Here is a 25,931-nt window from a genome sequence, read left to right as displayed (position 1 = left end):
TACGCATCACCAAACTTGCAGTGGGGCACCCGCCTGCCAACCAGCCCCTGCCAACCGGCCTTCGATGTTTAGATTGCTCGGAGGCCTTTCCCGCAGTAATGAGGATCACGATGTGCCCAGAAGCCGTATTAGGCGTTTGCATTTATGCAGCGGCGTGCGCTGCGGTCGCCCAACCCGAGAGCAATAGAGATAACCAGCCAGAACGACTGGAGTGGCTGCAAGACGCCGGGTTCGGGCTCTTCGTGCACTGGAGCGTGGACAGCCAAGTCGGGAGCGTTATTAGCCACAGCCTCGTCGGCGCATCGGCGGAGTACACCGACTGGTACTACAATGAGTTGCCGAAGTCGTTCACAGCCCGCCGTTGGGCGCCAGACGAGCTGGCGGAACTCGCCAAGCTGGCGGGTGCAAAGTATGTGGTGTTTACGACGAAGCACCACAATGGCTTCTGCATGTGGGACACAAAAACCACACCCTACAACATCATGAACACCCCGTGCCACCGCGACCTGGTGCGCGACTACGTTGACGCCATCCGTCGTCAGGGGCTGGGCGTCGGCATCTACTATTCACCAGAAGACTTCCACTGGATGCACGAGAATGGATTCGAGGCTCGCCGAAAGAACCTGCCCTTCGATCCAGACACACATCCCCCCTTTGTAAAACTCCTTGAGGATCAGACCCGCGAACTGTTCACAAACTACGGGCCAATCGACGTGCTCTTCATCGACGGCGAAGGCGCAGAGCCCGTGAAACGCGTCGCCTGGCAGCTGCAGCCGGATTGCCTGATTACACGCGGGGCCATCCCGACGCCCGAACAGTTTATCCCCGGCGACGCCCCGGAAGGCCCGTGGGAGTCCTGCTTCACCATGGGCACGCAGTGGCAGTACAAGCCGACGCACGAAGACTACAAGTCGGGCACGCGGGTCATCGAGATGCTGATCGAAACGCGAGCGAAGGGGGGAGCCCTACTGCTCAACCTGGGGCCGAAGCCCGACGGCCAACTCCCGATCGAACAGGAGTCCCGGCTTCGTGAGATTGCGTTGTGGATGGCGGTCAACAACCAGGCGATCTACAACACGAGGCCCTGGGCGACCACCCGCGAGGGCGACGTTTGGTTCACCAAGTCGAAAGACGGCGGCACCGTCTTCGCGTTTCTCACCAAACAGAGTGACTGGCCGCGGGGAGAACGCCGGGAGTTCTTGCTACGGTCCGTGCAGGCGACCGCTGAGACCACGGTCCGCGTTCTCGGGCAGTCAGATCAAGTCGTTGAGTACATGCCCGACGTCGACGCCCAGTCCCGCTTCGAGCAGACTCCCGAGGGCCTCTCGGTCTCAATTGTGCGCGCGCAACGACTCTACAACGACCACCGCTGGCCTAATCCGATCGTGCTAGAAGTCTCAGCAGTGCAAACTCCTGACAGCGGCGGAGATCCTCGATAGCCCGCCGCGAGGCCGCTGCACTTTTCAAGTCTACGCGTGCAAACACACGAGGCTCCGGGCTGACGAATCGCACCGCACGGCGGAACTGCAGAGGCAGCAACAAAGCACTGACAGCCACTACCGACCGCCATCAGCCCGCAAGTCTAGAGTCGAAAACGCGATCGCCTTGCTCTTCATCAATCGATCCGTCAGTTAACGGCAGGAGTGACCGTGGAACCCACTCTCGCACGCGTTCCAACACTACCCTACTGCTAGCGAGTCCCTGTTCCCGACGCGGAATTTCTTAATGCTACCAATGAAGAAGTCGATTAGCCCGCGTCGTCAAGTTGAACTTGAACCACAACGAATAAAACGCTCCTACTAGATCGGTAACGGCTATGACCCGCTCTCGAACTCCGACGGCGTTGTTTCTCACCGCTCTGTTCTCTACTGGTCCGGTGATCGCGGGCGCGGCGCCGGCAGACACGAACACCGGGGAGTCGGACCCCGCGCTGCATCCCGACGGAAAATCCTGGGGCCTTGACCAATCAGAAGTCGAAGACCCGACACGCCCGCGGGTGCTGCTGATCGGCGACTCGATCCTTAACGGATACCGCAGCTACGCGGTCGGAAGTCTTGCTGGCAAGGCGTACGTGGACAGTTGGGTGAATCCTCACTACCAATCGCCTAAGCTTAACGAGACGCTAACCGAAGTGATCGAATTCGGCGGACCCTACGATGTGGTGCTCTTCAATGTCGGCCTGCACGGCTACCAGGAGGGACGAATCCCCAAGAGGCGGTTCAAACCACTCACGCAGGCCTACGTCCAGGTGCTGAGAGACAAGCTCCCTGAGGCGCATCTCATCTGGGCCAGCAGCACGCCGGTGACCGTCGAGGGAATGCCGAGCCAACTTCACCCCGAGATCAACCCGGTGATTGTCGAACACAACCGCATGGCGGCCGAGGTGATGCAGGAAATGAACGTCGAAGTCGTCGACTATTACGGGCTGCTCGCCAACAAGCTCACCCTCGCCCGTGGCGACAGTTTTCACTGGACGCCACCGGCATACAAGCTCCTTGCTGGCAAAGCGTCGGATACGATCCGTTTGGCTCTCGCGACGCAACGACGCGAGCAATAGCCGCTCACAGCAGGCCCGAAACCCAAGCGACCCGTCCTGCGGACCGACCTTCTGTACGCTAATTAGCACGGTAAGCGCCCAGGATTCTGGGGCACAATCGCTGGTCGATCCTCTCTAGCGGACCGCTACGCAGGCCCTGCAGACTGATGTTCGCCCGCGTGCGGCGCCGCGAGCCAGGGCCCACTGGCTATGAATCGTATTGGGCGCCACACGAACCGGCTCCGACACGCTAGAATGGGGGCGCCGGATTCCTCGCGGCCTGCCTGCATTGAACAGGGCAGGTGTCAGCGGGCGACGATCCCAGCTGAATCGTTCTTCGGCGATTTGAATTTCTTTTCGCCCCGATTGAAGCCTAAGCCATTGGATAGCGCACGCCCGAGTGGTGGTTCCCACCCACAAGAGCCGCCATCTGCTAGCGGCGGTCCGCGTGTGAATTGGGTGCTGATCGGCGGTCCCCTGATGGCCATCGCAGTTGGCGCGTGGGTTGCGAGCAGCTTTGGGTCAGCCCCCGCAGGCTGGACGGCGGGCGTGACTACGCTGTGCGCGGTTTGGTGGGTAGCAGAGCCGATCCCGATCCCGGTCACCTCGCTGTTGCCGCTAGCGATTTTCCCCCTGGTCGGGGTGCTCTCCGCCAAGGATGTCGGCGAGGCCTACGGCAGCCCACTGGTGCTACTGATGCTCGGCGGCTTCATGCTGTCCGCGGCGATGGAGAAGAGCGGCGCTCACCGCAGGATTGCTATCGGGATGGTAAACTTGTTCGGCGGGGGCGGCCGCCAGCTCGTGTTTGGATTCATGGCGGCCGCCGCGTTCTTGAGCATGTGGATCTCCAACACGGCCACGGCCCTTATGATGCTGCCGATTGCGATGGCGGTGCTGCAGCAATCAAAGGACCGGAATCTTGCCCGGGCGCTGCTCCTCGGCATTACGTACGCCGCAAGCATCGGCGGCATCGGCACGCCGATCGGCACCCCGCCCAACCTGCTTTTCATGGAGGTCTACGCGCAGACCACTGGGGTTGAGCCGACGTTCCTGCAGTGGATGGGGTGGGCGCTGCCTATCATGGCGGTAATGCTGCCCCTCGCGGCCTTCTGGCTCACCCGCAGCGTTGCACGCGACGACCAGATAGCGTTGCCGCAGGCGGGGAGATGGCGAGCCGAAGAGGTGCGGACCCTTGTCATCTTCTCTGTCGCGGCGTTGTTGTGGGTGACAAGGAAGGAACCGTTCGGGGGTTGGAGCAGTCTCGCGGGGCTGCCCTCGGCCAACGATGCGAGCATTGCACTGCTGGCGGTGATCGCCCTGTTTATAGCGCCGAACGGTAAGGGGGCGAGACTGCTCGACTGGCCCACGGCGGCCAAGATTCCGTGGGGAATCTTGATTCTGTACGGCGGAGGGATTGCGATCGCAAAAAGTTTCAGCGAGTCGGGGGTCAGCGACGCTCTTGGCGGCGTCGTGTCGGGGCTCGCTGAGCTCCCCACTATCCTCCTGATCGGCGCGGTCTGCTTCACCGTGACGTTCCTGACCGAGGTCACTAGCAACACCGCCACTACCGCCCTGCTGATGCCCATCCTAGCGGCGGCCGCTACTGCCGCGGGAATCGAACCCCGCCTCCTAATGGCTCCCGCCGCGATCAGCGCCAGCTTCGCGTTCATGATGCCGGTCGCGACGCCCCCCAATGCCATCGTGTTTGGCGCCGGCAAGCTCAGCATGCGTGAGATGGCGAGAGAGGGGTTTGTGCTCAACCTCGCTGGGGTCGTCGTCGTCACGCTGCTGGCAACGTGGCTGCTGGGGAACTAGAGGGAAGCGGCGCCACCACTTTGAGGCGACACGTTCGCGGTCCGTGCCCCGGACTCCTGCGCGCCTCGGCGGATCGTTCTTCGGCTGCCAGCAGGGGAATCCATGGGCCGATCAGCGGACACGGCCACGGACCTCGGCAAGTCATAAACACTAATCCATGCAGCCACTTACGAGGAACCCCACCCCCGATCAGATTGCGTCGGCCGCGTTGCGGCCCTCTGCATCCTTGGCGATCCTAAAATTTTTCGATACCAATCTGGTGGAACGGACGCCTAACCATAGGTGAGCGTCTTCTCCCGCGAGCCCCCCTTTTCGGCAGGGCCGTAGAGGCACGCGAATCGAACACCTTATCTAAAACCTCATCCAGATTACCGGGCGGACCAGTGGAAGCACCTCGCGACCGCGTCGACGCACACGACATCGGAGAGCAGGCAACCTCACCGCAGAGCGAAGAGGAACGCCGCGCTAGATTTGCGAGGATTTTCGCCACACACGACCGCTGGCTCTACGCCTACCTGATCAGTCTGCTTGGCAACGCCGCGGACGCCGAAGAAGTTTTTCAAGAGACCTGTGTCGTGATCTGGAAGGAGTACGAGCGGTTTGACCTCAGCACCAACTTCGTCAAGTGGGCGGCCGTTGTTGCCCACCATCAGGTGCTGACGTTCCGGCGGAAGCAGATACGCGACAGGCGGTTCTTGTCTTTGGAACTGGTCAACTTACTAGCGGCCGAGGCGATTGAGCGGTCCTCTCTTATGGAAGACCGTCGTGCCGCCCTTGACGGGTGCCTGCAGAAGCTCCGCTCTTCGGACCGCGACCTAATCGCCGCCTGCTACAGCGACACCCAAACCCGCTACCGCGACGTTGCCGCCAAGCTGAACCGCCCGGAAAACACCGTCTACAAGGCGCTCGCCAGGATACGCCGGTCGCTGCACGACTGCATCGACCGGCGGCTGACCACCGGGGGCGCGGCATGAGCACCCATCCCCCGGAAGCGTCGTTCCCCTCTGCAGAGCTGCGTGGGCTCCTCGACGGGTGCTGTGACCAGCGGCTGGACGAGCGGGAGCTGGAGCGTCTTAAAGAGTTGATGCTGACAGACCGCTCCGCCAGGCACGCCTATCTCGATTGGATGACCGTCGAGGCGGAACTGCGTGTCCGCAATGCACAGAATCAGTCGCTCACCCCCGCGGAGGAGCACGCGATTGTGGCGGCCGGGACACGCGCCGCGACAGGCGTTGGCCCCCGGTCGCTTAGCCGCGCCGCGTGGGCGGCTCTGGCGGCTTCGCTTGTCGGGGTGGCATTGCTGTCGGGCTGGCGGCTGCCCGGCGGCTGGACGCGAAACGAGCCGGTCGCGCTGATTACGCCTCAAACACAGCAGCCTATCGCCACGATCACCGCCACTCAGAACTGCCGCTGGCGAGACAACGCACTTGGATACGGCGCCAAGCTGGCCGACGGAGACCGAGTCGAACTGCTCACTGGCGTCGCGGAGATTACTACAACCGGCGGAGCCAAACTGCTGCTGGAGGGCCCAGGCGACCTGCTGGTCCGGGGCGATTCTCCATCGGTGCTGCGGGGCGGGAGGCTAACGGTCCACGCACCGGCGGACTCCGCGCCGTTTGCACTCGCTACAAGGCGCATGCAATTCGACCACGGCGGCGCCGACTTCGGCGTCGTGGTGGGACGCAGCGGCGGCGGCGAGCTGCACGTGTTCGGTGGCAGCGTAGTGGCGAAGATGATCGACGATCGGGGAGAGCCCGCGCAGGAGGTGACGCTGACCGCCCACCAGGCCGTGCGGGTGGCGGGGCACGACCCCGCGGTTGCGGTGTTCGAAGCGGACGAGGACCGGTTTGTGCGGTCGCTCGACTCGACACCGGGCCCGCGGAACGGGCTCTACGCCTACGAGGGCTTCGACTACGGGCCCGGCCAGCTTGCGCAGCAGAACGGTGGCTTCGGCTGGGCCGGTCCGTGGTTCGACCTCGAGACCGCCGACGCGCCGGGCGACGACCCTACCAACCGCGTCGGCCGCGGCAGCTTGAACTACCCTGCCCTGGTCCCGCACGGCAACAAGGCGGCCCAGGTCGACCAGCAGAACCGGGTGAGGCGGACCCTCGCCGCTTCGGTCGGCGGCGTGTTCGACACGGCCGGCCTTGTGGAGATCCAAGACGGGCAGCGACTCGTCGGCTCGGCGGGCAAGACGCTCTACCTGAGCTTTCTGCAGCGGGTCTCGGCGGTCGACGACGGGTTCTACGGCGTTGAGCTGCACCGCGGCGACGGCAACCCCAACCGCGTGCTCTGCATCGGCAACGGGGCCGAGGGCTCGGGCTACGGGGTCACCTCCAACTATAACGGCTACGGCCGCGACAACTATCTGAAGCTCGGCGCCGAGTCGGACCGCGTCAACCTGATCGTGGTCCGGATCGACTTTGGACAAGACAACAGCGACACAGCGACCGTGTACCGCAACCCACAATCGCTTGTCGACGAGTCGGTCTGCCAACCGGCGGGGATGCTGCTGGGCAACTTTGCGTTCGATCGCGTCTGCTTCGGAAACTTCGATCAGTCGAAGCTGCACGAGGTCGACGAGCTGCGGATCGCAACGGTCTTCCACGCTGCCACCGGTCGACGCGACCTGCCGGACCACGCCTCGTCACGTGCAATGGCCCGCCTGCGTTCGCCCACAGACGGACCGAGAATGGCGGCTACTTTTGCCGCGCTGCTGGCGCACCAATAAACACCTCATCACGAACTGGCTGACCACCCGGCGTCACCGCCGACGGTCCACGAGAGTCGAACGAAGAGAAGGCAGGGGGCGTCCCTTCGGGCGCGAACACGTCTGTTGCTTCACACCCAGGTTTACGACTTGAAAGGGAGATGTGCTCATGAAGAAGCTTAGGTTACTCGCCGCCGGCGCGTTACTTGCATCGCCGGCCTCGGCGGCGATCACCGTCGACGGAACGGTCGACGGGGGCTACGGCGGACCGCTCGCGGTCCAGTCCGTTGAAACAAACTTCGGCGATTCGGCCGGTGGCAACTCCGGGGGCGGCGAGCTCGACGCGGGCTACGCCACGGTTCAGGGCGGTCGTCTGTACGTGACGCTGACCGGCAATATCGAGCCCAACTTCAATAAGGTGAGTGTTTTCATCGACTCGAAGGCGGGCGGCGAGAACACGCTCTCCGGCACGCCGGCCTACGACTCTGGGAATGTCTCGCAGAACTTTGGCGGACTGACCTTTGACGCGGGCTTCGAGGCCGACTACCACCTGTTCGGCCGCTGGGGCGGCGGCGCATTCGAGGTCGATTTCATCGACCGGGCAGGCGGGACCTCCGCAACGGTCAACGGAAATGGGGCGGCGGCGGCGGTCGGGGCGGGCACGCCGGTTCAATCGGGCGTCGTCACCCCAGGTGACATCTCCCTGAACGCCGTTGGCAGCGCCCTGACCCAGGACTTGCAGTTTGCCTTCAACAACAGCAACGCGGCTGGAGTGCTGGGAGGCACGGCCGCCGCGGACCCGGTAGCCGCCGCCGCGGTGACGACTGGTCTAGAGTTTTCGATCGCGCTGGCCGACCTCGGCAACCCCGCCCCGGGGAGCGAGATCCTGATTCACGCCGCGTACGGGAACGGCGACAACAACTACCACTCCAACCAGGTCCTCGGTGGCCTGGCGGGGGGAACCGGCAACCTGGGCGGCGATGGCGGCGGAACCTTCACCGGGTCGCTGTCCGGCATCGACTTCAATCAGTTCGCCGGCGACCAGTACTTCTCGGTCCGCGTCGTGCCCGAGCCGTGCGCCCTGACTCTCGCTGTCATGGCGTTTGCTCTCCCGCTGGCGCGTTGCCGGCGCAGCTAACCGAAGATTGGACGCCAGACGCTCGGCGCGCCCCCTGCTGGGGCCGCGTCGGGCCGGCGCCACACGTAGATCGATCACGCGGTCACGCCAAACTCTTCACGCGTCGAGAGGAAACAGGATGAGATCTCGCAACGATCCCAGGGGGTTCACGCTGGTTGAACTACTGGTCGTCATCGCCATCATCGGCGTGCTGATCGCTCTGCTGCTGCCGGCCGTGCAGTCGGCGCGAGAATCGGCACGGCGCATGAGCTGCACAAACAACCTCAAGAACCTGACGCTAGCGTGCCTCAACTACCACGACACGTTCGGGCGCCTGCCGACCAGCATCTCGAGCCGTCCCGAGGACGAGCGCGACCTCTACCGCCGGCCGGTTGGTCCGCCCGGTGGGTCGCTCAGCACCAGCAACGGAGGACCGGGCTACAGCGGCCGAGGCTGGATACCGGCCGTGCTGCCCTACATCGAGCAGCAGCCGCTCAACGACGCGATGAGCGAAGGCTACACCGGCAACTACAGCCCGAGCACGCTGTTTGGCCGCGGGATGTTCAACCCCCGCATCCGTGAGCAGATCCAACAGCAACTGCCGTTGATCACCTGCCCTTCGGACGGGATCACCCCGCGCCCGTCGCTCGTGCAGTGGTACTTCAAGGGTGTACCGGTCGCGACGACTAACTACAAGGGCTGTATCGGCGACTCGATCTTGGACGTCTCGGGCAGCTATAACGAGGGGACGCTGGGCTCCGAATCTGACTTCGGATCGATCAGCAACCCACCGGAGCCGACCGACATCGGCTCGTACGACTGCCACAACACGGTCGACTGCAACGGGCTTATCTGGCGGGTGAGCTACTTCCGCCCGGTGCGGTTGGCGAAAGTGACCGACGGCGCTAGCAAGACGTTCATTGTCGGCGAGGCCGTGCCCGCGCAGGACAACCACTCCGCGGCGTACTTCTCGGACGGCGACTGGGCGACCTGCGGCATCCCCCTGAACGTGCTTGACTTTGACGTCTCGCCGACTCAGCCCGGCGAGACCTCATCAATCTTCGACACCGAGTGGTACCGGTACCGCGGGTTCAAGAGCCTGCACCCCGGGGGAGCCAACTTCGCCATGGCCGACGGCTCGGTTCACTTTGTCACCGACAGCATCGAGACCCGTGTCTACCGCGGACTGGCCACCCGCAACGGCGAAGAAGCGGTTTCACTCCCCTAGCTCCCCGAGTGTCATGGCAGTGCGTACAGCAATCTCTGTGTTTGGCCTCGCCTGCCTGCTGCTGGCGTCGGGGTGCAATGGATCGCCCGAGGCGTCGGTCTCGGGCACGGTGCTGGTCGGCGGCGAACTGGCGTCGTCGGGCGTAGTGACGTTGTACCCGGTGGGCGGCGGCGCGACGGCAAGCGGTCGGATACACCGCGACGGCAGCTACGTCGTGAAGGTCGGCCAGGGGAACCGCGACAACCCGGACGCCTCGACGATCCCGCCGGGCGAGTACGTCGTGACGGTCGTGGTGCTGCGGGACGCGCGGCCCAACGAAGACAGCGAGAGCGGCCCGCCCCGCCCGGGCGACCGCTGGAGCGCACCGATCTACGCGGACCGCGAGTCGACACCGCTGCGTGTAACCGTGAGCAGCGGCCGGCAGCTGCTGCCACTCGAACTGGACGCCGCGCCAGACGCCGTGTCAGCCGACGATGGCTCCGACCCGCCTTCTTCCGCGGCCGATACTCCGGGAGACCAGCCCGACCGTGACGAAACTTTGCCTGAGGAAACCGTGTCAGAGGAGGACGCAACATGAGCCGCATCAACCAACTCTTTGCCCTGTGCCTCTGCGCTCTCGCCGCGCTTACGCAGGTTGGCTGCGGCTCTTACGACGCCACGGTTTCTGGCAGCGTGTCGCTAGACGGCGAGCCGCTGAAGAGCGGCACGATCTCGTTCTTCCCGGTCGCCGATGGCCCGACCGCGTACGCCCGGATCGAGCCCACCGGCCAGTACGAGCTCCGCACCGGCAGAGAGGCGGGGCTTGCCCCGGGCGAGTACCAAGTGACTGTCGTTGCCCGTGAGCAGCGCGAGCTGGCCGCGAACGACGCCGGCGGCCCGCCGCCCCCCGGCAAGCAGCTCACCCCCAACCACTACCGCGACCGCAAGACCTCGGGGCTCGCCTACACAATCGAGCCGGGCCACAACCAGATTGATCTCGACCTCACGACCGCCCAGCCCGGTGGTTGAGCGCGCCGCGCTGCCGACGCTGCTGATACTTCACCACGAATTTACCCCTGCGAATGCACTATCGGGTCCCAACATTCTGCAATCCCCGTTCTTGGGCGCCCCTCGTTGGCTGTCTGGCGGCGGTGTTCTGCGCGCTGCCGGCCCTCGCGGAAGACGCCTCCCAGCCGGCGATCCTGCAGGTATTCGAGGCTCGCTGGGACACGATCGATGACCGCATGGCGGATGTCTTTGTCGCGGGTTACGGCAGGCTCTGGCTGCCGCCACCGGCCAGGGCCGACTCGGGCAACCTGTCGGTGGGCTACGACGTCTTCGACCGCTTCGACCTCGGCAGTCCCCGCAACGAAACCCTCTACGGCACCGAGAACGGGCTCAAGCAACTCGTGCGGCAGGCCCACACGGCGGGCCTCCGCGTTAACACCGACTTCATCGCCAACCACAACGGCTTCAGCGACTCCCGGACGTTCGACAGTCAAGGGACATCCGATCCCGCCGACGACGTCTACTGGAATGAGTCGGGCGGCTACCCAGGATTCCTCAGCACGCTCGCCCCGACCGACGACCCCAACGGCGTCGGCGACCCAGACGGTGACTACCACCCGCTGGGCTGGAGCGGTCAAGAGTACGAGCGGCTCGCCGGATTGATCGATATCGCCCAGGAAAAAAACCTGCAGTTCATCCGCAACCCCGTGAACGCCGGCGACGCGCTAAACATCCCCCCGGGCCAGAGCGGCATCTTCAGCCGCGGTCCAACCAATACCCCCGATCCGAACAACGCCCGCTTCTACCCCGACCACGGCCTGGGCGGCACGACCGTGTGGGACCCTGCGCTGGGGGCCAACGTCACGCTGTACGACTTCAACACCGAGACGCCGCTCAGCGGCGACGCCTACGCCGAGAACGCGACCGGCCTGCTCGTCCGCAACCTCCGCTGGATGATCCAAGAAGTCGGCGTCGATGGCTTTAGGTTTGACGCCGCCCGGCACTTCCCGAGGTGGGTGCTCAACTACCTGGACCAGGGCGCCTACCTGGCGAAACAGGAGCCGCTGCTGGACGGCTCGCCGGACCACGTCTACTCGTTCATCGAGACCGGGGGCGACACCGACCAGTTCGTCGCCAGCTTTATCCGCAAGGACATCGCCGACAACAACCCCACGCAGCTCGGCGGCAACCGCGACGCATTGGACTTCAATCTTTTCTTCGCACTGCGGGACAACCTGCAGGAAAATGGTCTACTCAACGACTGGCGGAACATCAAGAACCGCAGCGTCGACATCGTCGACGACGGCCTGGCCAACAACGGCACCCAGGGCGTGGCCTTTGCCCAGAGCCACGACGACGGCCCGGCCGAGTTGAACGACCTCGCCCATGCGTACCTGCTGATGCGTCCCGGTCAGGCGCTGGTTTACCTCAACGCGAAGGAGTTCGGCGAGGACCGTCCGTTCCCGCAGGACGGGCGCCCAGACGCGCTCGGCGGCGTCTACGGCGACGCGGTCACGACGCTAGTCAACCTCCGCAACACCCACGGCCGCGGGAACTACCTCGACCGCACCCCCGTGGCGGACGAGAAAGAGCTGCTCATCTACGAACGTGAGAAGTCGGCATTGGTGGTGCTCAACAACCGCGGCGACATCGGCTACGACGCCCGCACCGTGCAGACCGCTTTCACCCCCGGGACGCCACTGGTCGAGCTGACGGGCAACGCCGCCGATCCCTCGATCGATCAACTGGGCGAGCTGCCGGAGGTCTTGATCGTCAAGTCCGACGGCACGGTCGACGTGCGTGCGCCCCGCAACAGGGGCTCCGACGGTGCGCGGCACGACCACGGATACCTGATTTACGGGGTCGCCGCGCCGCAGGGCGAGATGCGGCTCGCCAACACCAACGGGCAGGCGTTGGCGGAGCGTCTGCCGGGCTCGGCGCCCATTTTAGGCCAGGGGGGTCCCGGCGGCCCCTCTGACGATTACTACAACGGCGTCTCGCGGCTAACGGATATTACCGTCATCCGCGACGACGCCTTTCAGCTCCGCGTCGAGACCACCGCCGCTACGCTGCCGGGCGGGATCCGCGACGCCCATGCCGATGGCGACCGGGCCCAGTTCAAGATTGATGGCGGGCTTGACGCAAATAGCTCGGGCGCGGTCGATCACGTTGCGGCGGGGAGCGTCGCCTACGGCTTCGAGGACTTCACCGAGACCCACTCCCCCGGCTACGTCTGGCAGGGCGGCGCCAATATCGGAACGGGCAACGGCCTCTTCGTTCAGACCATTGACGCCACACAGCTCGCCGAAGGGCGGCACTACCTTGAAGGCCGCGTCTACCGACACCGCGACGCGGCGACCGGCGGCGACGGCGGCCCCGCGGTATTCACCGACTTCCGCCAGGTCGTTTACGTCGACCGGCTGGCTCCCGAGTCGCGGGTCGAGTCGTTCGATCCCTACGCGGTCGACCCGTCGAACCCCAACAACCGTGACATCATCGTCGAGTCGGTAGACGGGACCGCCGAACGCGTGCACGTGTTCGTCGACTTCCCCGCCGCTTTGGACGACCAGGCGTACCTGGACCGGGCCGCTGCGGGCGAGGGCCTCGCGGGCGACTTCGACCACGACCGCTTCGCCTTTGGAGTGTCGGGCGTGACCAACGGCAATCACGTGATCACCGTTCTGACGATCGAACCAACCGGCACGCACAACCTGCAACGGCTCAGCGGGTATGCCCCAGAGACTCAAATCGGCCTTGGTATTGGCGACGCCAACGCCGACGGCCTGTACACGGTGTCCGACCTCGTGGGATTTGGCGGCTTCGAACCCGTATTGCGGTCGCAGAACGCGGTATTCCGGGCGACGCTCGACGCCACCGGCGATGGCCTCATCGACGCCCGTGACCTCATTCCGCTTGGCGCCGCGTTAGCGGCCGGCGACGCGTCGGCCGCGGTGCTCGCCGAGTACGACGCCATGCTGCTGCGACGCGCTGACCTCGACCAGGACGGCGACGCCGACACCGACGACCTACTCGCCCTGATCGCCAACTTTGGTTCGGGCGTCTGGGACTTCGACTTGAACGTCGACGGCGCCACCGGCCCCGCCGACTCGCGCGTGTTCGTCACCCAACTGCTGGGCGCGGTCCCGGGCGACTACAACCTCGACGGGGCTGTCGACGCGGCGGACTACACGGTTTGGCGGTCTAGCGTTTCTCGCGGCGATCGGTTGGCCGATGGCGACTTCGACGGCGACGTCGACGAACAAGACCTGCAGGTCTGGGTTTCCAACTTCGGCTCTGAGCGCCCCGAGCGTTGGAACGCGATCACGGCCACGCCGGAGCCGTCGGTCCTGCCAATCACGGCCGTCTTGCTTGCAAGCACCGGCGCCGTTCCGCGTCCTAAGACAACCGGCCGCTTCGGCTTGAAAATCATTTAGCATCCACTTCATGGAGAACTCTTCGATGAACCGACTCTTCTCGCTAGCCATCCTGCTGTCCGCCGCGTCGCTGGCCTCGGCCCAGCCGAGCATGGACGGCTCGCTCATCGGCGACGAGGCCTTCTACGGCCCCGCGCTCTCGGTACAGAACACCAAGACCGGCTACGGAGACGCCCAAAACGGAGACCCGGTGAACGGCGGCGGCGGTTCGGAGATCGACCAGGTCTTCGCGACCGTCTCGGGCGACCGACTGTATGTGCTGATCGCCGGCAATCTGGAGCCCAACTACAATAAGCTCAACGTCTTCATCGACTCGACCGCGGGCGGCGTGAACACGATTAACGGCGCCTCGCTCCCGACCGGGATGGACGCCTTCTGCTGCGGCCAGACCGACCCGAGCGTCGATCCCGGCGACGGCGCCCTGCAGCGGCTAGACGGGCTGACCTTCGACGCCGGCTTCACCGCCGACCGCTACCTGGTCTTCAGCAACGGGTTTGAGAACGTCAACGCCCGCGATTCAGGCGGCGGCGCAGTCGACCCCGACGAGCCGCAGCTCACGTTCTGGGCGGTCAACGCGCACATGGCGGACCTCACCCAGGGGTCCGCCGGCGCGGTCCAGGGCCTGGGCTACCAGCTCGCGCACCGTGGGCTGCCGAACCCGCTCCGCACTCCGTTCGACTACAACCAGAACGGCCAGATCGACGCGGCCGACTACACGGTGTGGCGCGACTCGCTCAACGACGAGGGGGACTCCGCGGCCGACGGCAATAACGACGGCGTTGTGGATCAGATCGACTACGACAATTGGGCGAACAACTACGGCAAGAGCACCGGCCTCTCCGGCACCGCGTACGCGCCGCAGAACGGCTCCGAGCAGATCTCTGAGAAGCTGCTGTCTGCCGAATCGTTCCCGGGTCTCAATCAGGGCGATTTGATCGACAAGAACTACGCCATGGGCGACGGCGGCTGCACCAACAACGAGGGCGACGGCTGCGTCGCCGAGGAGCTTGAGTTCGCCCTCGACGCGGCGGCCGACGAAGTCAACAACGGCAGCAACCATCGTGGTTACCTCAACACGGCCGACCTCCGCATGGCGTTCGACAACAGCAACACCCAAGGCGTTGCGGGCAGCGGCAGCCTCCCTTGGGCGACCGATGGGGCCGACAACCCGGCGGACGTCACCACCGGTCTGGAGTTCAGCATCCCGCTGAGCGAGCTCGGCAATCCCGCTGGGCAGATCAAGCTGATGGCGTTTATTGGCAACGGCTCATTCGACTACATGTCGAATCAGTTTTCCGGCGCCGGGCTCCAGGACGCCAACCTCGACCAGGTGCTCATCAACGCCGGCGGCCCGCCCCTCGGCTCGCTCGCCGACATCCCGGGCGACCAGTTCGTGACTATCACACTCCCGTCGCTGGCCAGCGCGGGAGCGGCGGCTGCGCCTGAGCCGGGTGCGGTGATCCTGCTCGCCGCGGGCTTGGTGACGGGGGCACTCACGCGCCGGCGGGCTCCATCAGTCGCATGGCCTAGCTAGTAAGATCGGGGGCGCCGGCGTGGATCTGCCGCGGGGCGCCCTGGGCTGCAACTTTCCCAGGCAGGCGTCGATTGACTCTAGGCGGCCTGCGGTGACCTCGACTATTAACAAGGGGCGCCTCTGCACGCAGGGCGACTGGTGCGGTCCGCCGAGGCAGCCGCAGCCGTCGCTACCCCCCATGCGTCGCCCTAAGTGTCCTGCTGGAAACGGTTTTCACAACCAGAAGGCAGGAGTCGGCAGGCCTGGCCGGCTTCTCGACCAGCGAGGACCGTCTGGTGCGTCGGACCGCGTGCAGTCTCCCAGGCCCAGAAGCCCGTGAACAGCAGGGCCGGGCTTTTGAATTCTACCGCTGCTTTCTGGTATCATGCGATTCTGGCTCTGAATGTCCGTTATTTCGTGGTCGCGACCGCGGAAAAGCAGGGCAGTTGCATAGTTGCGACCTGCCAGAAGGGGCTGAAGGCTTGGAAAGCTGAGCGTTTTGACGGCCCCTAATCGAACGCATGGTGTTCAGTTTCTTACTCGTTCCTCGGTCGCCAACCAGATGCCCTTCGACCCTGCGGAGACCCTCTACTACCGACAGACCCGCTTCTCGACTCGGCTGCCAACGTCGCACCTGTACTCGCCGTCACACTATTGGCTCGCCAGACAGGAAGGTGGGCGGTTCCGCGTTGGACTTACGAAATTCGCGATGCGGATGCTGGGGGACTTTGTAGAGCACGACTTTAGCGTCTCCCCGAGTGACGCCGTCGAGGCGGGAGATCCAATCGGCTGGATCGAGGGTTTCAAAGCGTTGTCGGACATCTACTGTGTTTCAAAGGGAGTCTTCCTGAGGGGCAACCCGAACCTGGCGGCCGCGCCACAACTGGTCGACAAGGACCCCTACGACGGCGGGTGGCTCTACGAGTACGAGGGCGAACCGCCTGTCGACGGGGTGGACGCCGCCGGCTACGTTGAGATACTTGACGCGACCATCACCCGGATGCTCGCCGAGCAGCAGAACCAACCAGACAAGTCATGCTAAGAGCTCGGTATATCATGGTTGGCGGCTTCCTCGGAGCGGGCAAGACAACCGCCATCCTTGAGGTTGCTCAGCGGCTCATCGCCCAGGGGCTCCGTGTCGGCCTTATCTCAAACGACCAGAGCGTCGGCCTGGTCGACACGACGATGTTTGGCTCCGGCGGCCTGCCGACCGAGGAGATCAGTGGCGGATGCTTCTGCTGCCGCTTCCAGTCACTCGTCGAGGCGGCCCAGAAGCTAGCCACGGAAGCAAGGCCCGACGCGTTCCTGGCCGAACCGGTCGGCAGCTGCACCGACCTGCAGGCGACCGTGAGCTACCCACTCAAACAACTCTATGGCGACGACTACTCGGTGGCGCCGCTCAGCGTGCTGGTCGACCCCATCCGCGCCAGCCGACTCCTTGGCCTGCGTCCCGGCAAGACGTTCTCGCCCAAGGTCAACTACATCTACAACAAGCAGCTCGAAGAGGCAGACGTCATTGTCATCAACAAGGTTGACCTCCTCGAGGCGAGCCAGCTCGAAGAGTTGCACGCAGCCCTCCAGGCCGCCTACCCCGCCGCCGAGGTCGTACGTGCTTCGGCACGCTCGGGCGACGGAATCGATCAATGGATGGCGGCAATCGCCGCGGACGCCCCCCGTGCCCGCGACGCAATGAAGGTCGACTATGAAACCTACGCAGAAGGCGAAGCGTTGCTCGGCTGGCTGAACCTATCGGCCACGCTGCGGGGCGATTCGTTCGACGGCAACCAACTGCTTTCTAGCCTGATCGCGGCGATCGGCGCCCGGCTCGCCGCCGACGGCATCGAGGTCGCCCACCTGAAGGCCACCCTAGCGCCCAACCAGGGGAATGACCTGGCGGTCGCCAACCTGGTGCTCAACGGCGGACAGGCAGAACGTTCTCACGACCTTGCTGCGCCGCTCGAGGAAGGAGAGCTGCTCGTCAACCTGCGAGCTGAAGGCGACCCCGCCGCACTCGAGGCGATTACCCGGGAGCAGATCGCCGCGGCGGCGCGCACCGCGAACGCCGCGTTCGATATCCTTCACTGCGAAGCCTTCCGACCGTCGCCGCCAACGCCCACGCACCGTTACGCCTAGCAGCCCCACCACACGGCGCGCCTCAGCTGAGAGTGAGTCACGATGAGTCCCCCCCAACCAATCCTCTACTGCAGGTGCGCGTACGCCAAGGTCGTGCCCGCGGACGTCAAGGACGGCGTGCTCGAGCGTCTGGCGTGCTCGGATGTCGCGTTCGACTCGGTCGCCGACCTGTGTGAGATGTCCGCCAAGCAGGACCCTGCGCTAGAGCGTTTCGCCAAGCAGCCTGGTCTCCGCATTGCGGCCTGCTACCCGCGGGCGGTCAAGTGGCTCTTCTCCGCCGCCGGCCACCCGCTGCCCGAAGGGCAGGCCGAAGTAGTGAACATGCGGACGCTCTCGGCGGACCAGGCCGCGGCCTGCCTGATCGAGGGCGCCCCAGTCCCGCAGATCGATGCCGAGGGCTCGTCCGAGAAACCGCCTACGGGGGACGGCGCCTAGCATGGTCTCAACCAGTCAAAGTGTGCAGCGGGTGATCCTCTACGAGGGGAATGGCAGCCAGCCCGTGGAACCGCAGGAACGTTACGCAACGATGCGGGCATTGCTCGACCGCGGCTACTCTGTAGGCGCCGTCCGGCCCGGCGGACGGCTCGAGGATCAGGGCCACCGCGAACTAGTCGTGCTCGGCCGCTTCGGAGGAACGCCCCCCACGATCGACAGCCACGACGCGGAGGTTCGGCTGCACCTCCGCGACATCACGGGCCTCGCGCCCGGGGCGGTTGTCGAGATCGTCGAGGGCCTGTGCGACGATACGGGCGCCGGCGCCGCCGACGGGTGGAAGCCGTGGTTCCCGGTGATCGACTTCGACCGCTGCACCAACTGCATGCAGTGTCTGAGCTTCTGCTTGTTTGACGTGTACGGCGTCTCGGGCGAGGGAAAGATCCAGGTCCAGAACCAAACCAACTGCAAAACCGACTGCCCCGCCTGCTCGCGGGTCTGCCCGGAAGTGGCGATCTTGTTTCCGAAGTACAAGGCCGGCCCAATCAACGGCGACGCGATCAGCGACGACGACCTCCGCCGCGAGGCGATGAAGGTCGACATCTCGTCGCTGCTGGGAGGCGACATCTACGCGATGCTCCGGGACCGCAGCGAGAAGGCCAAGTCGCGGTTCTCAAAAGAACGCGACGACGACCGGGCGCTGAAGGAACGGCAGCGTTGCCTGAAGAAACTCAAGGACGGCATGGGCGACCTCGAGATCCCCGCCGAGGTGCTCTCCAGCCTGCCCAGCGCCGACGAGATCCAACTGAAGGCCAGGCAGGCGGCCCAGCGCGCCAAAGAAGCCCTAGCTAAAAACGCGGCCAACAACCCGGCGAACTAGTCCTCACCGCCCTCACCCCCGCCCCCAGAACACGCCGACGATGGTTGCTAGAATCGCTGCACGAATGCTCCTCACGACCGACAAGCGGGCGTTGTGGAAGTTTGCCTACAACTTTGGCTACAAGGGGATGCGGTCGGTTCAGAAGTTCAAGAAGCGGCTCAAGCAGGGAGAGCACTTCCCGCCGTTCTTGTTCATCTCGATCATCAACAGCTGCCAGCTGCGGTGCCAGGGCTGCTGGGTAGATGTCGCATCGCCGCGGCAGATGATCTCGCTCGAAGACCTCGATAAGCTGGTCACCGACGCCAAGAAGCGGGGCAACAGCTACTTCGGGCTGCTCGGCGGCGAGCCGTTCATGCACCCGGGATTGCTGAAGCTGCTCGAGCGCCACCCCGACTGCTACTTCCAGATCTTCACCAACGGGCAGCTGATCACCGACGAGGTCGCCAAGAAGCTCCGCAAACTCGGCAACGCCACGCCGCTGATCTCGATCGAGGGCTCGGAGGTCGTTAGCGACGAGCGCCGTGGCGGACGCGACGTGCTGAACAAGACCATGGAGGGTGTTAAAAACTGTGTCCGCAACCGGCTGATCGTCGGCGTTGCGAGCAGCATCTGCCAGACCAACTACGATCTGGTCAGCAAGGAGTGGCTCAACCGGCTGATCGAGCTCGGCGTCCACTACGTCTGGTTCCATGCGTACAGGGTGGTCGGACCGAGCCCCACGCCCGAGCTGGCCCTCACGCCCGAACAGCTGCTGAACCTCCGGAAGTTCATCGTCGAAATGCGGACCAAAGCCGCGATCGGCATAGTCGAGCCTTACTGGGACGACCGCGGCGAGGCGCTCTGCCCGATGGCGACCGGCATCAGCCACCACATCGGTCCTTCGGGCGCGATCGAACCGTGCCCAATTATACAATTTGCGAAGGAAACCATTCACGACGGGCCGGATGTATACGATATCATGACGAAGTCGGAGTTCCTGGACGACTTCCGCCGGACCTCCGCCGAGGCGACCCGCGGGTGCGTGGTCCTGGAACGCCCCGACCTGGTGCGCGACCTGGTCAACCGGCACAGCGCCGGCGACACCACCCAGCGCGGCACGGCTTTAGCCGAGCTCGACCTGCTGGAACCCCGCGTCAGCCAGCACAACCCAGAGCACACCGTGCCAGAGAAGCAGTGGCTCTACCGATTCGCTAAGAAGTACTGGTACTTTGGTTTCGGAGCCTACACCTAGCGTGCCCCCGAGGGGACGCCGCTCGCCGACCTTGGCTCGCCGAAGGGGCTCGCCGGCGTCGTCCGCCGCACACCGCTCCGCCCCAACTCCTAGAACGAATTCCATCTCGAGACTTCTATGCAGTTGCCCGTTGTCACCCTGCCGCGAGCCGTTCCCGTGCAACGCGAGCGGCAGCCACAGGACAGCATCCCGCAGACCCGTCAGGAGCGGGAAGTCCTCCGCAATCAGCTTCGCGAGTTCGTACGCAGCGAAGGGTTGACGCCACCGCTGAGCATGACAAACCTCCGTTCTGTGTCGGAGCGTTTCGCGGAACAGCACGGCCTCGACGCCAAGTATGTCGACTACGCGGGTATCCTGCTCAACAGCGAGGTGTGGCGGGACCAGCTGGCGACCGTTCCCTACAACCGCCGGCTGCTGCTGCTCCCCAAGTGCCTGCGGATTGAAGACCTGTGCCCCGCCCCGTTCGACGAATTCGGTCTGCTCTGCAAGCAGTGCGGTCTCTGCACGATCCAGGACCTGCAGGAGGAAGCCGAGAAGCTCGGCTACGCGGTGCTGGTCGCAGAGGGCTCGGCCCTGGTGATGTCCATCATCGAGACCGGCCAGATCGACGCCATCGTCGGCGTGAGCTGCCTGTCGGTGCTCGAGAAGGCGTTCCCGTACATGGAGGCCGCCGCCATCCCCGGCATCGCAGTACCACTCCTGCAGGACGACTGCAAGGACGTCACGGTCGACGTCGACTGGATCTGGGAAGTAATCCACCTCAGCAGCGCCGACCGCACGCACCGCCTGAACCTCGACGCGCTGCGTGCCGAGGTGCAGACCTGGTTCGAAGCCGACTCGCTCGCCGAGATAATGGGCCCCGCCGCCAGCGAAACCGAGCAGCAGGCCCGCGGCTGGCTGGCGAAGGAAGGCAAGCGTTGGCGGCCGTTCCTGACCGCCTGCGTCTGGAAGGCGGCCCAGGAAGACCCCGAGGCCGAAGTTCCGCTGTCGGTGAAGCGGGCGGCGGTAGCGGTCGAGTGCTTCCACAAGGCGTCGCTCGCGCACGACGATATCGAGGACGACGACGACTACCGCTACGGCGAGGCGACGCTCCACATCGACTACGGCGTGCCGGTCGCCCTCAACCTGGGTGACCTCCTGATCGGCGACGGGTACCGGCTGATCGCCGACTGCGACCAGGACATCGACGCCCAACGGCTCCTCACCATGACTCGCGACGCCGCGGCCGGGCACCGGTCGCTGTGCCTTGGGCAGGGCGCCGAGCTCAACTGGACCCGCAACCCGCGGCCGCTGAGCTCACTCGAGGTGCTCGACATCTTCCGGCAGAAAACCTCGCCGGCGTTCGAGGTCGCGCTGCGGCTGGGCGCCTCGCTGGCGGGCGAGGGCCCGGAAGCCATGGCGGTGATCGCCCGCTACAGCCAGGCCCTTGGCATCGCCTACCAGATCCGCGACGACATCGACGACCTGACCGACGACTCCCAGCCCAACGACCTGCAAGCGATGCGTCCGACGCTGCCGCTCGCCGTGCTCCACGACCGCACCAAGGCGAAGCCGGACGAGCGGGCGCTGGTCGAGAAGGCGTGGCGGCGTGAGTGCTCGACCGACGAAATCGTCAAGCTCCACCAGCTGATCGACGAGTACGAGGTCGGCTCACGCTGTCGGGTGCTCCAGGAGTCGTACAAGGAGGAGGCCATCCAGTGCCTGGGCGAGCTGCACAACGCTAGCCTCAAGGGCCTGCTGCGCCGGGTTGTCAGCAAGATCTTTACCGTGGAAGTGAAGGACTGGTGCAGTGAGTTTGAGGCTCGAAATGCTGCAGGTCGCGAGGCTGGCGCCCTGCCTGCTCGGTGACGCGGCGGCACTGGTCGAGGGCTACCTCCGCGGCCAACAGAACGACGACGGCGGCTTCAACGACCGTGAGGGGAAGAGCGACCTGTACTACACGGCGTTTGGGCTGCAGGGCCTCGCCGCGCTGAGCGTAGACCTTCCCACCGAGCCGGTTGAGGAGTACCTCCGCGGCTTCGGCGATGGCGAGGGTCTCGACAGCGTCCATGTCGCGTGCCTGGCCCGGTGCTGGTCCGCTATCCGCCCGGGCGGCGTCGACGGACCGCTGGTCGACTCGCTGCTGGGCCGCATCGAGCAAGGGCGCACGCCGGACGGCGGGTACCACATCGACCTCGAATCCCAGCAGGGGGACATCTACGGCTGCTTCATGGCGCTGGGCGCCTATGAAGACCTGGGCCGACTCCCCCCCGAGCCAGAACGCGTGGTCAGGTGCGTGGCCGCCCTGCGGACATCAGACGGAGGGTACTCGAACGAGCCCGGCACGCAGGTCGGCCTAACGCCGTCGTCGGCCGCGGCGGCGGTGATCAACCGACGGCTGGGCGGGGTTGCGTCGGACCCAGAGCTTGAGCTGTGGCTGCTGCGACAGCTTCACCCCGACGGAGGTTTTTACGCCGCCCGCGGGGCGTTGTATCCTGATCTGTTGTCGACCGCGACCGCGTTGCACGCCCTGGCCGGCATGCACAGCGACCTCGGCCCGCTGAAGGAAGCGAGCCTCGACTTCATCGACACGCTGTGGACCGCACGCGGGGGGTTTCATGGCCACTGGGAAGACGACGACCTCGACTGCGAGTACACCTACTACGGCCTGTTGGCCTTGGGACACCTGAGCCTGTGACGCTCAACACCGACACCGACGATCTGCAGCATTGCCGCGACGCTCTAGCCGCCGCACGCGAGACCCTGCTCTCGCTCCGCGGCGAGCAGGGGCACTGGGAGGGCGAACTCTCCAGCAGCGCTCTGTCTACAGCCACGGCGGTGTGCGCGTTGCGCCGTTACCTCATCGACGCCGCGACCGCGGACGAACGCCGGGCGGCGGAAGTCCGCCGTCTTGTGGACGCCGGGCTGCGGTGGCTGGTCGACAACCAGAACGCCGACGGCGGCTGGGGCGACACCACGCTCAGCTTCAGCAACATCAGCACCACCGCCCTCTGCTGGGCGGCCGTGACCAACGAACCGGCCTGCGGGTCGGCCGAGCAGGCGGCGATCGCCTGGCTTACACAGGCCGCCGGCAGCATCGAGCCCAGCGAGCTCGCCGCCGCTGTTCGCCGCCGGTACGGCAAGGACCACACGTTCTCGGTCCCCATCCTGACGACCCTCGCCCTGCACGGCAGGCTGGGCGAGGACCCGCTGGGCAGGTCCCGCGAGTCGTGGCGGCTCGTGCCGCAGCTGCCGTTCGAGATGTCCGTCTGCCCTCCCTCCTGGTACGCCCGATTGCGGCTCCGCGTGGTGAGCTACGCGTTGCCGGCGCTGATCGCCATTGGTCTGGTCAGGCACACCAACCGCCCGACGCGGAACCCGTTGATGCTTGCGATCCGGTCGGCTGCCCGCCGCCGGGCTTTGTCGGTGCTCCGTTCGATACAGCCCGCTGACGGCGGCTTCCTCGAAGCGACGCCGCTCACGAGTTTCGTCACGCTCGGCCTGCTCGGCGCGGGCGAGGCCACGCACCCCGTCGTCGGCGAGGCCATCGCCTTCCTCATCCGCTCCGCGAGACCGGATGGCAGCTGGCCGATCGACACCAATCTCGCCACCTGGGTCACGACGCTCGCTACCAACGCCCTCTCTTTCAAAGCCGTCGCCTCGGGCGACCAACCGCTGCCGGAGGATGACGCGGCGCCAATCCGCGACTGGCTCCTCGCCCAGCAGCACCGCTTGGTCCACCCGTACACGCAGGCCGACCCCGGCGGATGGGCCTGGACCGATCTGCCCGGCGGCGTTCCCGACGCCGACGACACGCCCGGCGCGCTGCTCGCCCTCGACACGCTGGGAGTCGCCGACGTTGGCCCCGCAGCGGCCGGCGTGCGGTGGCTGCTCAGCCTCCAAAACAGCGACGGCGGCCTGCCGACTTTCTGCCGCGGCTGGGGCGCCCTCCCCTTCGACCGCAGCAGCTGCGACATCACCGCCCACGCCCTTAGGGCCTGGCGCGTGTGGCGTGATCGACTGCCGGCCGAACTCCGACAGCCACTCCGCCGGGCCCAGCACCGCGCCCTCGCCTACCTCGCCCGCCAGCAGCAGGACGACGGCTCCTGGCCGCCGCTCTGGTTTGGCAACCAGCACGCAACTGCGGTCGACGAAACTAATCTTACCTACGGCACGAGCCGCGTCCTCCTCGCTCTTGCCGACCTCCTCGCGGCGGACGAGCCGCTCGGGGCCGCCAGCGCCGCGCGAGCTGCCGATTGGCTGGTCGCCGCTCAGAACGCCGACAGTGGCTGGGGCGGGGTTGGAGGCGTGCCCTCCAGCATTGAGGAAACCGCTCTCGCCGTCGAGGCCCTGGCCGCCTACGCCGCATCCACCAATCCGACCGACGCCCACCTCGCCGCCGTCCGCTCCGGTGCGCAGTGGCTGATCGAGCGGACTTCCGGCGGAACCGAGTTCCCCCCGACGCCGATCGGATTCTACTTCGCCAAGCTGTGGTACCACGAGCGGATGTACCCGGTTGTCTACACGGTGGCTGCCCTCGGACGGGCGACCCTTCTGCTGGCGACGGTTGACCAGCCGTCCGCCGTAAGTACGGGCGCCACCGCATGAGCCTGTACCTCGACAGCCACGCCACAACGCCGCTCGACCCGCGGGTGCGGGAGGTGATCCTCCGCCACCTCGACCCTAGTTTCGGGAACGCAGGAAGCACGCACGAGTTCGGCCAACGCGGGAAGGACGCGGTCAATGCAGCGCGCGACCAGATCGCCCGCGTGGTGCACGCCCGACGGCACGAGGTCGTTTTGACCAGCGGCGCCACCGAGAGCAACAACCTCGCCCTCCTCGGGCTCGCTGCCCACGGCGAGCGGACCGGCCGCCGCCACCTCGTGTCGACCGAGATCGAGCACAAAGCGGTGCTCGAACCGCTCGCAGTACTCCAAGAACGCGGCTTCGAGGTGACCCTTGTGCCGGCCGAGCCTTCCGGCCGGGTAGCGGCCGACGCCGTGCTCGCCGCCGTGCGGCCCGACACGCTGCTGGTGTCGGTCATGCAGGTCAACAACGAGACCGGCATCGCCCAGCCGGTCGACGCCATCGCCGCCGCATTGGGCGACAGCGCCGCGTTCCTGCACGTCGACGCCGCGCAGGGGTACGGCAAAGACTTGGTCCCGCTCACTCACGACCGAATCGACCTGATCAGCGTTAGCGCCCACAAGATCCACGGTCCCCAAGGCGTTGGTTGTTTGATCGCCCGGCGGCGGGCCGGCATCCTGCCGCCGCTCGAGCCCATCATCCACGGCGGCGGCCAGGAGTTCGGCCTCCGCTCTGGCTCTTTGCCGGTGGCGCTGATCGCCGGCTTTGGGCTCGCGGCCGAGCTCGCGGCCGACGAGCGCAATTCGCGCCATCAGCACTGCGTCCGCCTGAAGAAGCACTTCGTGCGGGCTTTCACGGACCTCGGCGCCGCGTTGCACGGCGACGCCGAATTTGCGTTGCCCAACGCCCTCAATATGTCGCTGCCGGGGCTTGATTCGGATCAGGCCCTTGAAGCCTTGGCCGGCGTCGCCGCGGTTTCCGACGGGGCGGCCTGCACAACTATTTGCGCGACCGCCAGCCACGTGCTCGCGTCGATGGGCGTCACCGGCGCCGAACTGGATGGCGCGGTCCGACTGTCCTGGAGCCACCTCACCCCCGAGTCCGAAGTCGTTGCGGCAATACCTAAGATGGTTCAACGCTTGCAGGCCGCACGGGCGCCGCACGACGTGTGGCCCGCCCCAGACGCGTAGCGTCCCCGCTGCCGTCGCCCGCCCGCAATGCCACCCCGATCGGCTTGCTGCTACAATAGAACGGGTCGGGGCGTACAGGGCATCCCTTGGGCGGCGCTCCCGACAACGTCTCTCAAGGCTCTTTTCCGCCAATTCAGGCGATCTAGGATTAATGACTTT

The 25,931-nt window shown here is 65.6% G+C and carries 20 protein-coding genes; all 20 read left to right on the top strand.

Annotated features, from left to right (window positions below; translation table 11 throughout):
* The first annotated feature begins 98 nt into the window (after positions 1-98).
* The 20 genes from Pla123a_RS15765 to Pla123a_RS15670 all read left to right on the top strand — a co-directional run bounded on the left by Pla123a_RS15765 (position 99) and on the right by Pla123a_RS15670 (position 25,772).
* Positions 99-1,439 (top strand): alpha-L-fucosidase, encoded by a 1,341-nt coding sequence (locus Pla123a_RS15765; protein ID WP_146588653.1) that lies wholly within the window; start codon positions 99-101, stop codon positions 1,437-1,439.
* A 377-nt stretch (positions 1,440-1,816) separates the two neighbouring features.
* Positions 1,817-2,557 (top strand): SGNH/GDSL hydrolase family protein, encoded by a 741-nt coding sequence (locus Pla123a_RS15760; protein ID WP_146588651.1) that lies wholly within the window; start codon positions 1,817-1,819, stop codon positions 2,555-2,557.
* Positions 2,558-3,085: 528 nt separating this feature from the next.
* Positions 3,086-4,351 carry an SLC13 family permease gene (locus tag Pla123a_RS15755; RefSeq protein ID WP_197528020.1) on the top strand — a complete coding sequence of 422 codons (1,266 nt, stop codon included), beginning with the start codon at positions 3,086-3,088 and terminating at the stop codon, positions 4,349-4,351.
* Between the two features lie 383 nt (positions 4,352-4,734).
* The gene (locus Pla123a_RS15750) at positions 4,735-5,325 is read left to right on the top strand and encodes a sigma-70 family RNA polymerase sigma factor (RefSeq protein ID WP_197528019.1); all 591 of its coding nucleotides are present in this window, start codon (positions 4,735-4,737) and stop codon (positions 5,323-5,325) included.
* Positions 5,322-7,082, top strand: a complete 1,761-nt coding sequence (locus Pla123a_RS15745; RefSeq protein WP_146588646.1) for a hypothetical protein — start codon at positions 5,322-5,324, stop codon at positions 7,080-7,082. Before Pla123a_RS15750 ends, Pla123a_RS15745 begins: the two co-directional genes overlap by 4 nt.
* 148 nt (positions 7,083-7,230) lie before the next feature.
* Complete coding sequence (locus tag Pla123a_RS15740; RefSeq protein ID WP_146588644.1) at positions 7,231-8,199, top strand: hypothetical protein; 969 nt, start codon at positions 7,231-7,233, stop codon at positions 8,197-8,199.
* Between the two features lie 118 nt (positions 8,200-8,317).
* Complete coding sequence (locus Pla123a_RS15735) at positions 8,318-9,406, top strand: DUF1559 domain-containing protein (RefSeq protein WP_146588642.1); 1,089 nt, start codon at positions 8,318-8,320, stop codon at positions 9,404-9,406.
* A 13-nt stretch (positions 9,407-9,419) separates the two neighbouring features.
* Entirely contained in the window at positions 9,420-9,983 is a 564-nt protein-coding gene (locus Pla123a_RS15730; RefSeq protein ID WP_231956498.1) for a hypothetical protein, read from the top strand.
* Positions 9,980-10,414 carry a carboxypeptidase-like regulatory domain-containing protein gene (locus Pla123a_RS15725; protein ID WP_146588638.1) on the top strand — a complete coding sequence of 145 codons (435 nt, stop codon included), beginning with the start codon at positions 9,980-9,982 and terminating at the stop codon, positions 10,412-10,414. Before Pla123a_RS15730 ends, Pla123a_RS15725 begins: the two co-directional genes overlap by 4 nt.
* 122 nt (positions 10,415-10,536) lie before the next feature.
* Positions 10,537-13,827 (top strand): alpha-amylase family glycosyl hydrolase, encoded by a 3,291-nt coding sequence (locus tag Pla123a_RS15720; protein WP_231956496.1) that lies wholly within the window; start codon positions 10,537-10,539, stop codon positions 13,825-13,827.
* 25 nt (positions 13,828-13,852) lie between these two features.
* On the top strand, positions 13,853-15,361 hold the full coding sequence (locus Pla123a_RS15715; protein WP_197528018.1) for a PEP-CTERM sorting domain-containing protein: 1,509 nt from the start codon (positions 13,853-13,855) through the stop codon (positions 15,359-15,361).
* Positions 15,362-15,902: 541 nt separating this feature from the next.
* Positions 15,903-16,382 carry a glycine cleavage system protein H gene (locus tag Pla123a_RS15710; RefSeq protein ID WP_146588631.1) on the top strand — a complete coding sequence of 160 codons (480 nt, stop codon included), beginning with the start codon at positions 15,903-15,905 and terminating at the stop codon, positions 16,380-16,382.
* The gene (locus Pla123a_RS15705) at positions 16,376-17,473 is read left to right on the top strand and encodes a GTP-binding protein (RefSeq protein WP_197528017.1); all 1,098 of its coding nucleotides are present in this window, start codon (positions 16,376-16,378) and stop codon (positions 17,471-17,473) included. Before Pla123a_RS15710 ends, Pla123a_RS15705 begins: the two co-directional genes overlap by 7 nt.
* Positions 17,474-17,515: 42 nt before the next feature.
* Complete coding sequence (locus Pla123a_RS15700) at positions 17,516-17,908, top strand: hypothetical protein (RefSeq protein WP_197528016.1); 393 nt, start codon at positions 17,516-17,518, stop codon at positions 17,906-17,908.
* Between the two features lies 1 nt (position 17,909).
* The gene (locus Pla123a_RS15695) at positions 17,910-18,785 is read left to right on the top strand and encodes a 4Fe-4S dicluster domain-containing protein (protein WP_146588629.1); all 876 of its coding nucleotides are present in this window, start codon (positions 17,910-17,912) and stop codon (positions 18,783-18,785) included.
* A 64-nt stretch (positions 18,786-18,849) separates the two neighbouring features.
* Positions 18,850-20,016 (top strand): radical SAM protein, encoded by a 1,167-nt coding sequence (locus tag Pla123a_RS15690; protein WP_197528015.1) that lies wholly within the window; start codon positions 18,850-18,852, stop codon positions 20,014-20,016.
* A gap of 117 nt (positions 20,017-20,133) precedes the next feature.
* A complete protein-coding gene (locus tag Pla123a_RS15685; RefSeq protein WP_146588624.1) occupies positions 20,134-21,864 on the top strand; it encodes a polyprenyl synthetase family protein in 1,731 nt (576 codons plus the stop codon).
* On the top strand, positions 21,824-22,693 hold the full coding sequence (locus Pla123a_RS15680) for a prenyltransferase/squalene oxidase repeat-containing protein (protein ID WP_197528014.1): 870 nt from the start codon (positions 21,824-21,826) through the stop codon (positions 22,691-22,693). The genes Pla123a_RS15685 and Pla123a_RS15680 overlap by 41 nt, the downstream gene beginning before the upstream one ends.
* Positions 22,690-24,603 carry a prenyltransferase/squalene oxidase repeat-containing protein gene (locus tag Pla123a_RS15675; RefSeq protein ID WP_231956494.1) on the top strand — a complete coding sequence of 638 codons (1,914 nt, stop codon included), beginning with the start codon at positions 22,690-22,692 and terminating at the stop codon, positions 24,601-24,603. The genes Pla123a_RS15680 and Pla123a_RS15675 overlap by 4 nt, the downstream gene beginning before the upstream one ends.
* Positions 24,600-25,772 carry a cysteine desulfurase family protein gene (locus Pla123a_RS15670; protein WP_146588620.1) on the top strand — a complete coding sequence of 391 codons (1,173 nt, stop codon included), beginning with the start codon at positions 24,600-24,602 and terminating at the stop codon, positions 25,770-25,772. The genes Pla123a_RS15675 and Pla123a_RS15670 overlap by 4 nt, the downstream gene beginning before the upstream one ends.
* Positions 25,773-25,931: the final 159 nt, after the last annotated feature.

The organism is Posidoniimonas polymericola (genome assembly GCF_007859935.1).
In the GTDB taxonomy this organism is placed as follows: domain Bacteria; phylum Planctomycetota; class Planctomycetia; order Pirellulales; family Lacipirellulaceae; genus Posidoniimonas; species Posidoniimonas polymericola.
Note: the sequence above shows the minus strand (reverse complement) of the source record. Positions and strands in the feature narration are given on the sequence as shown.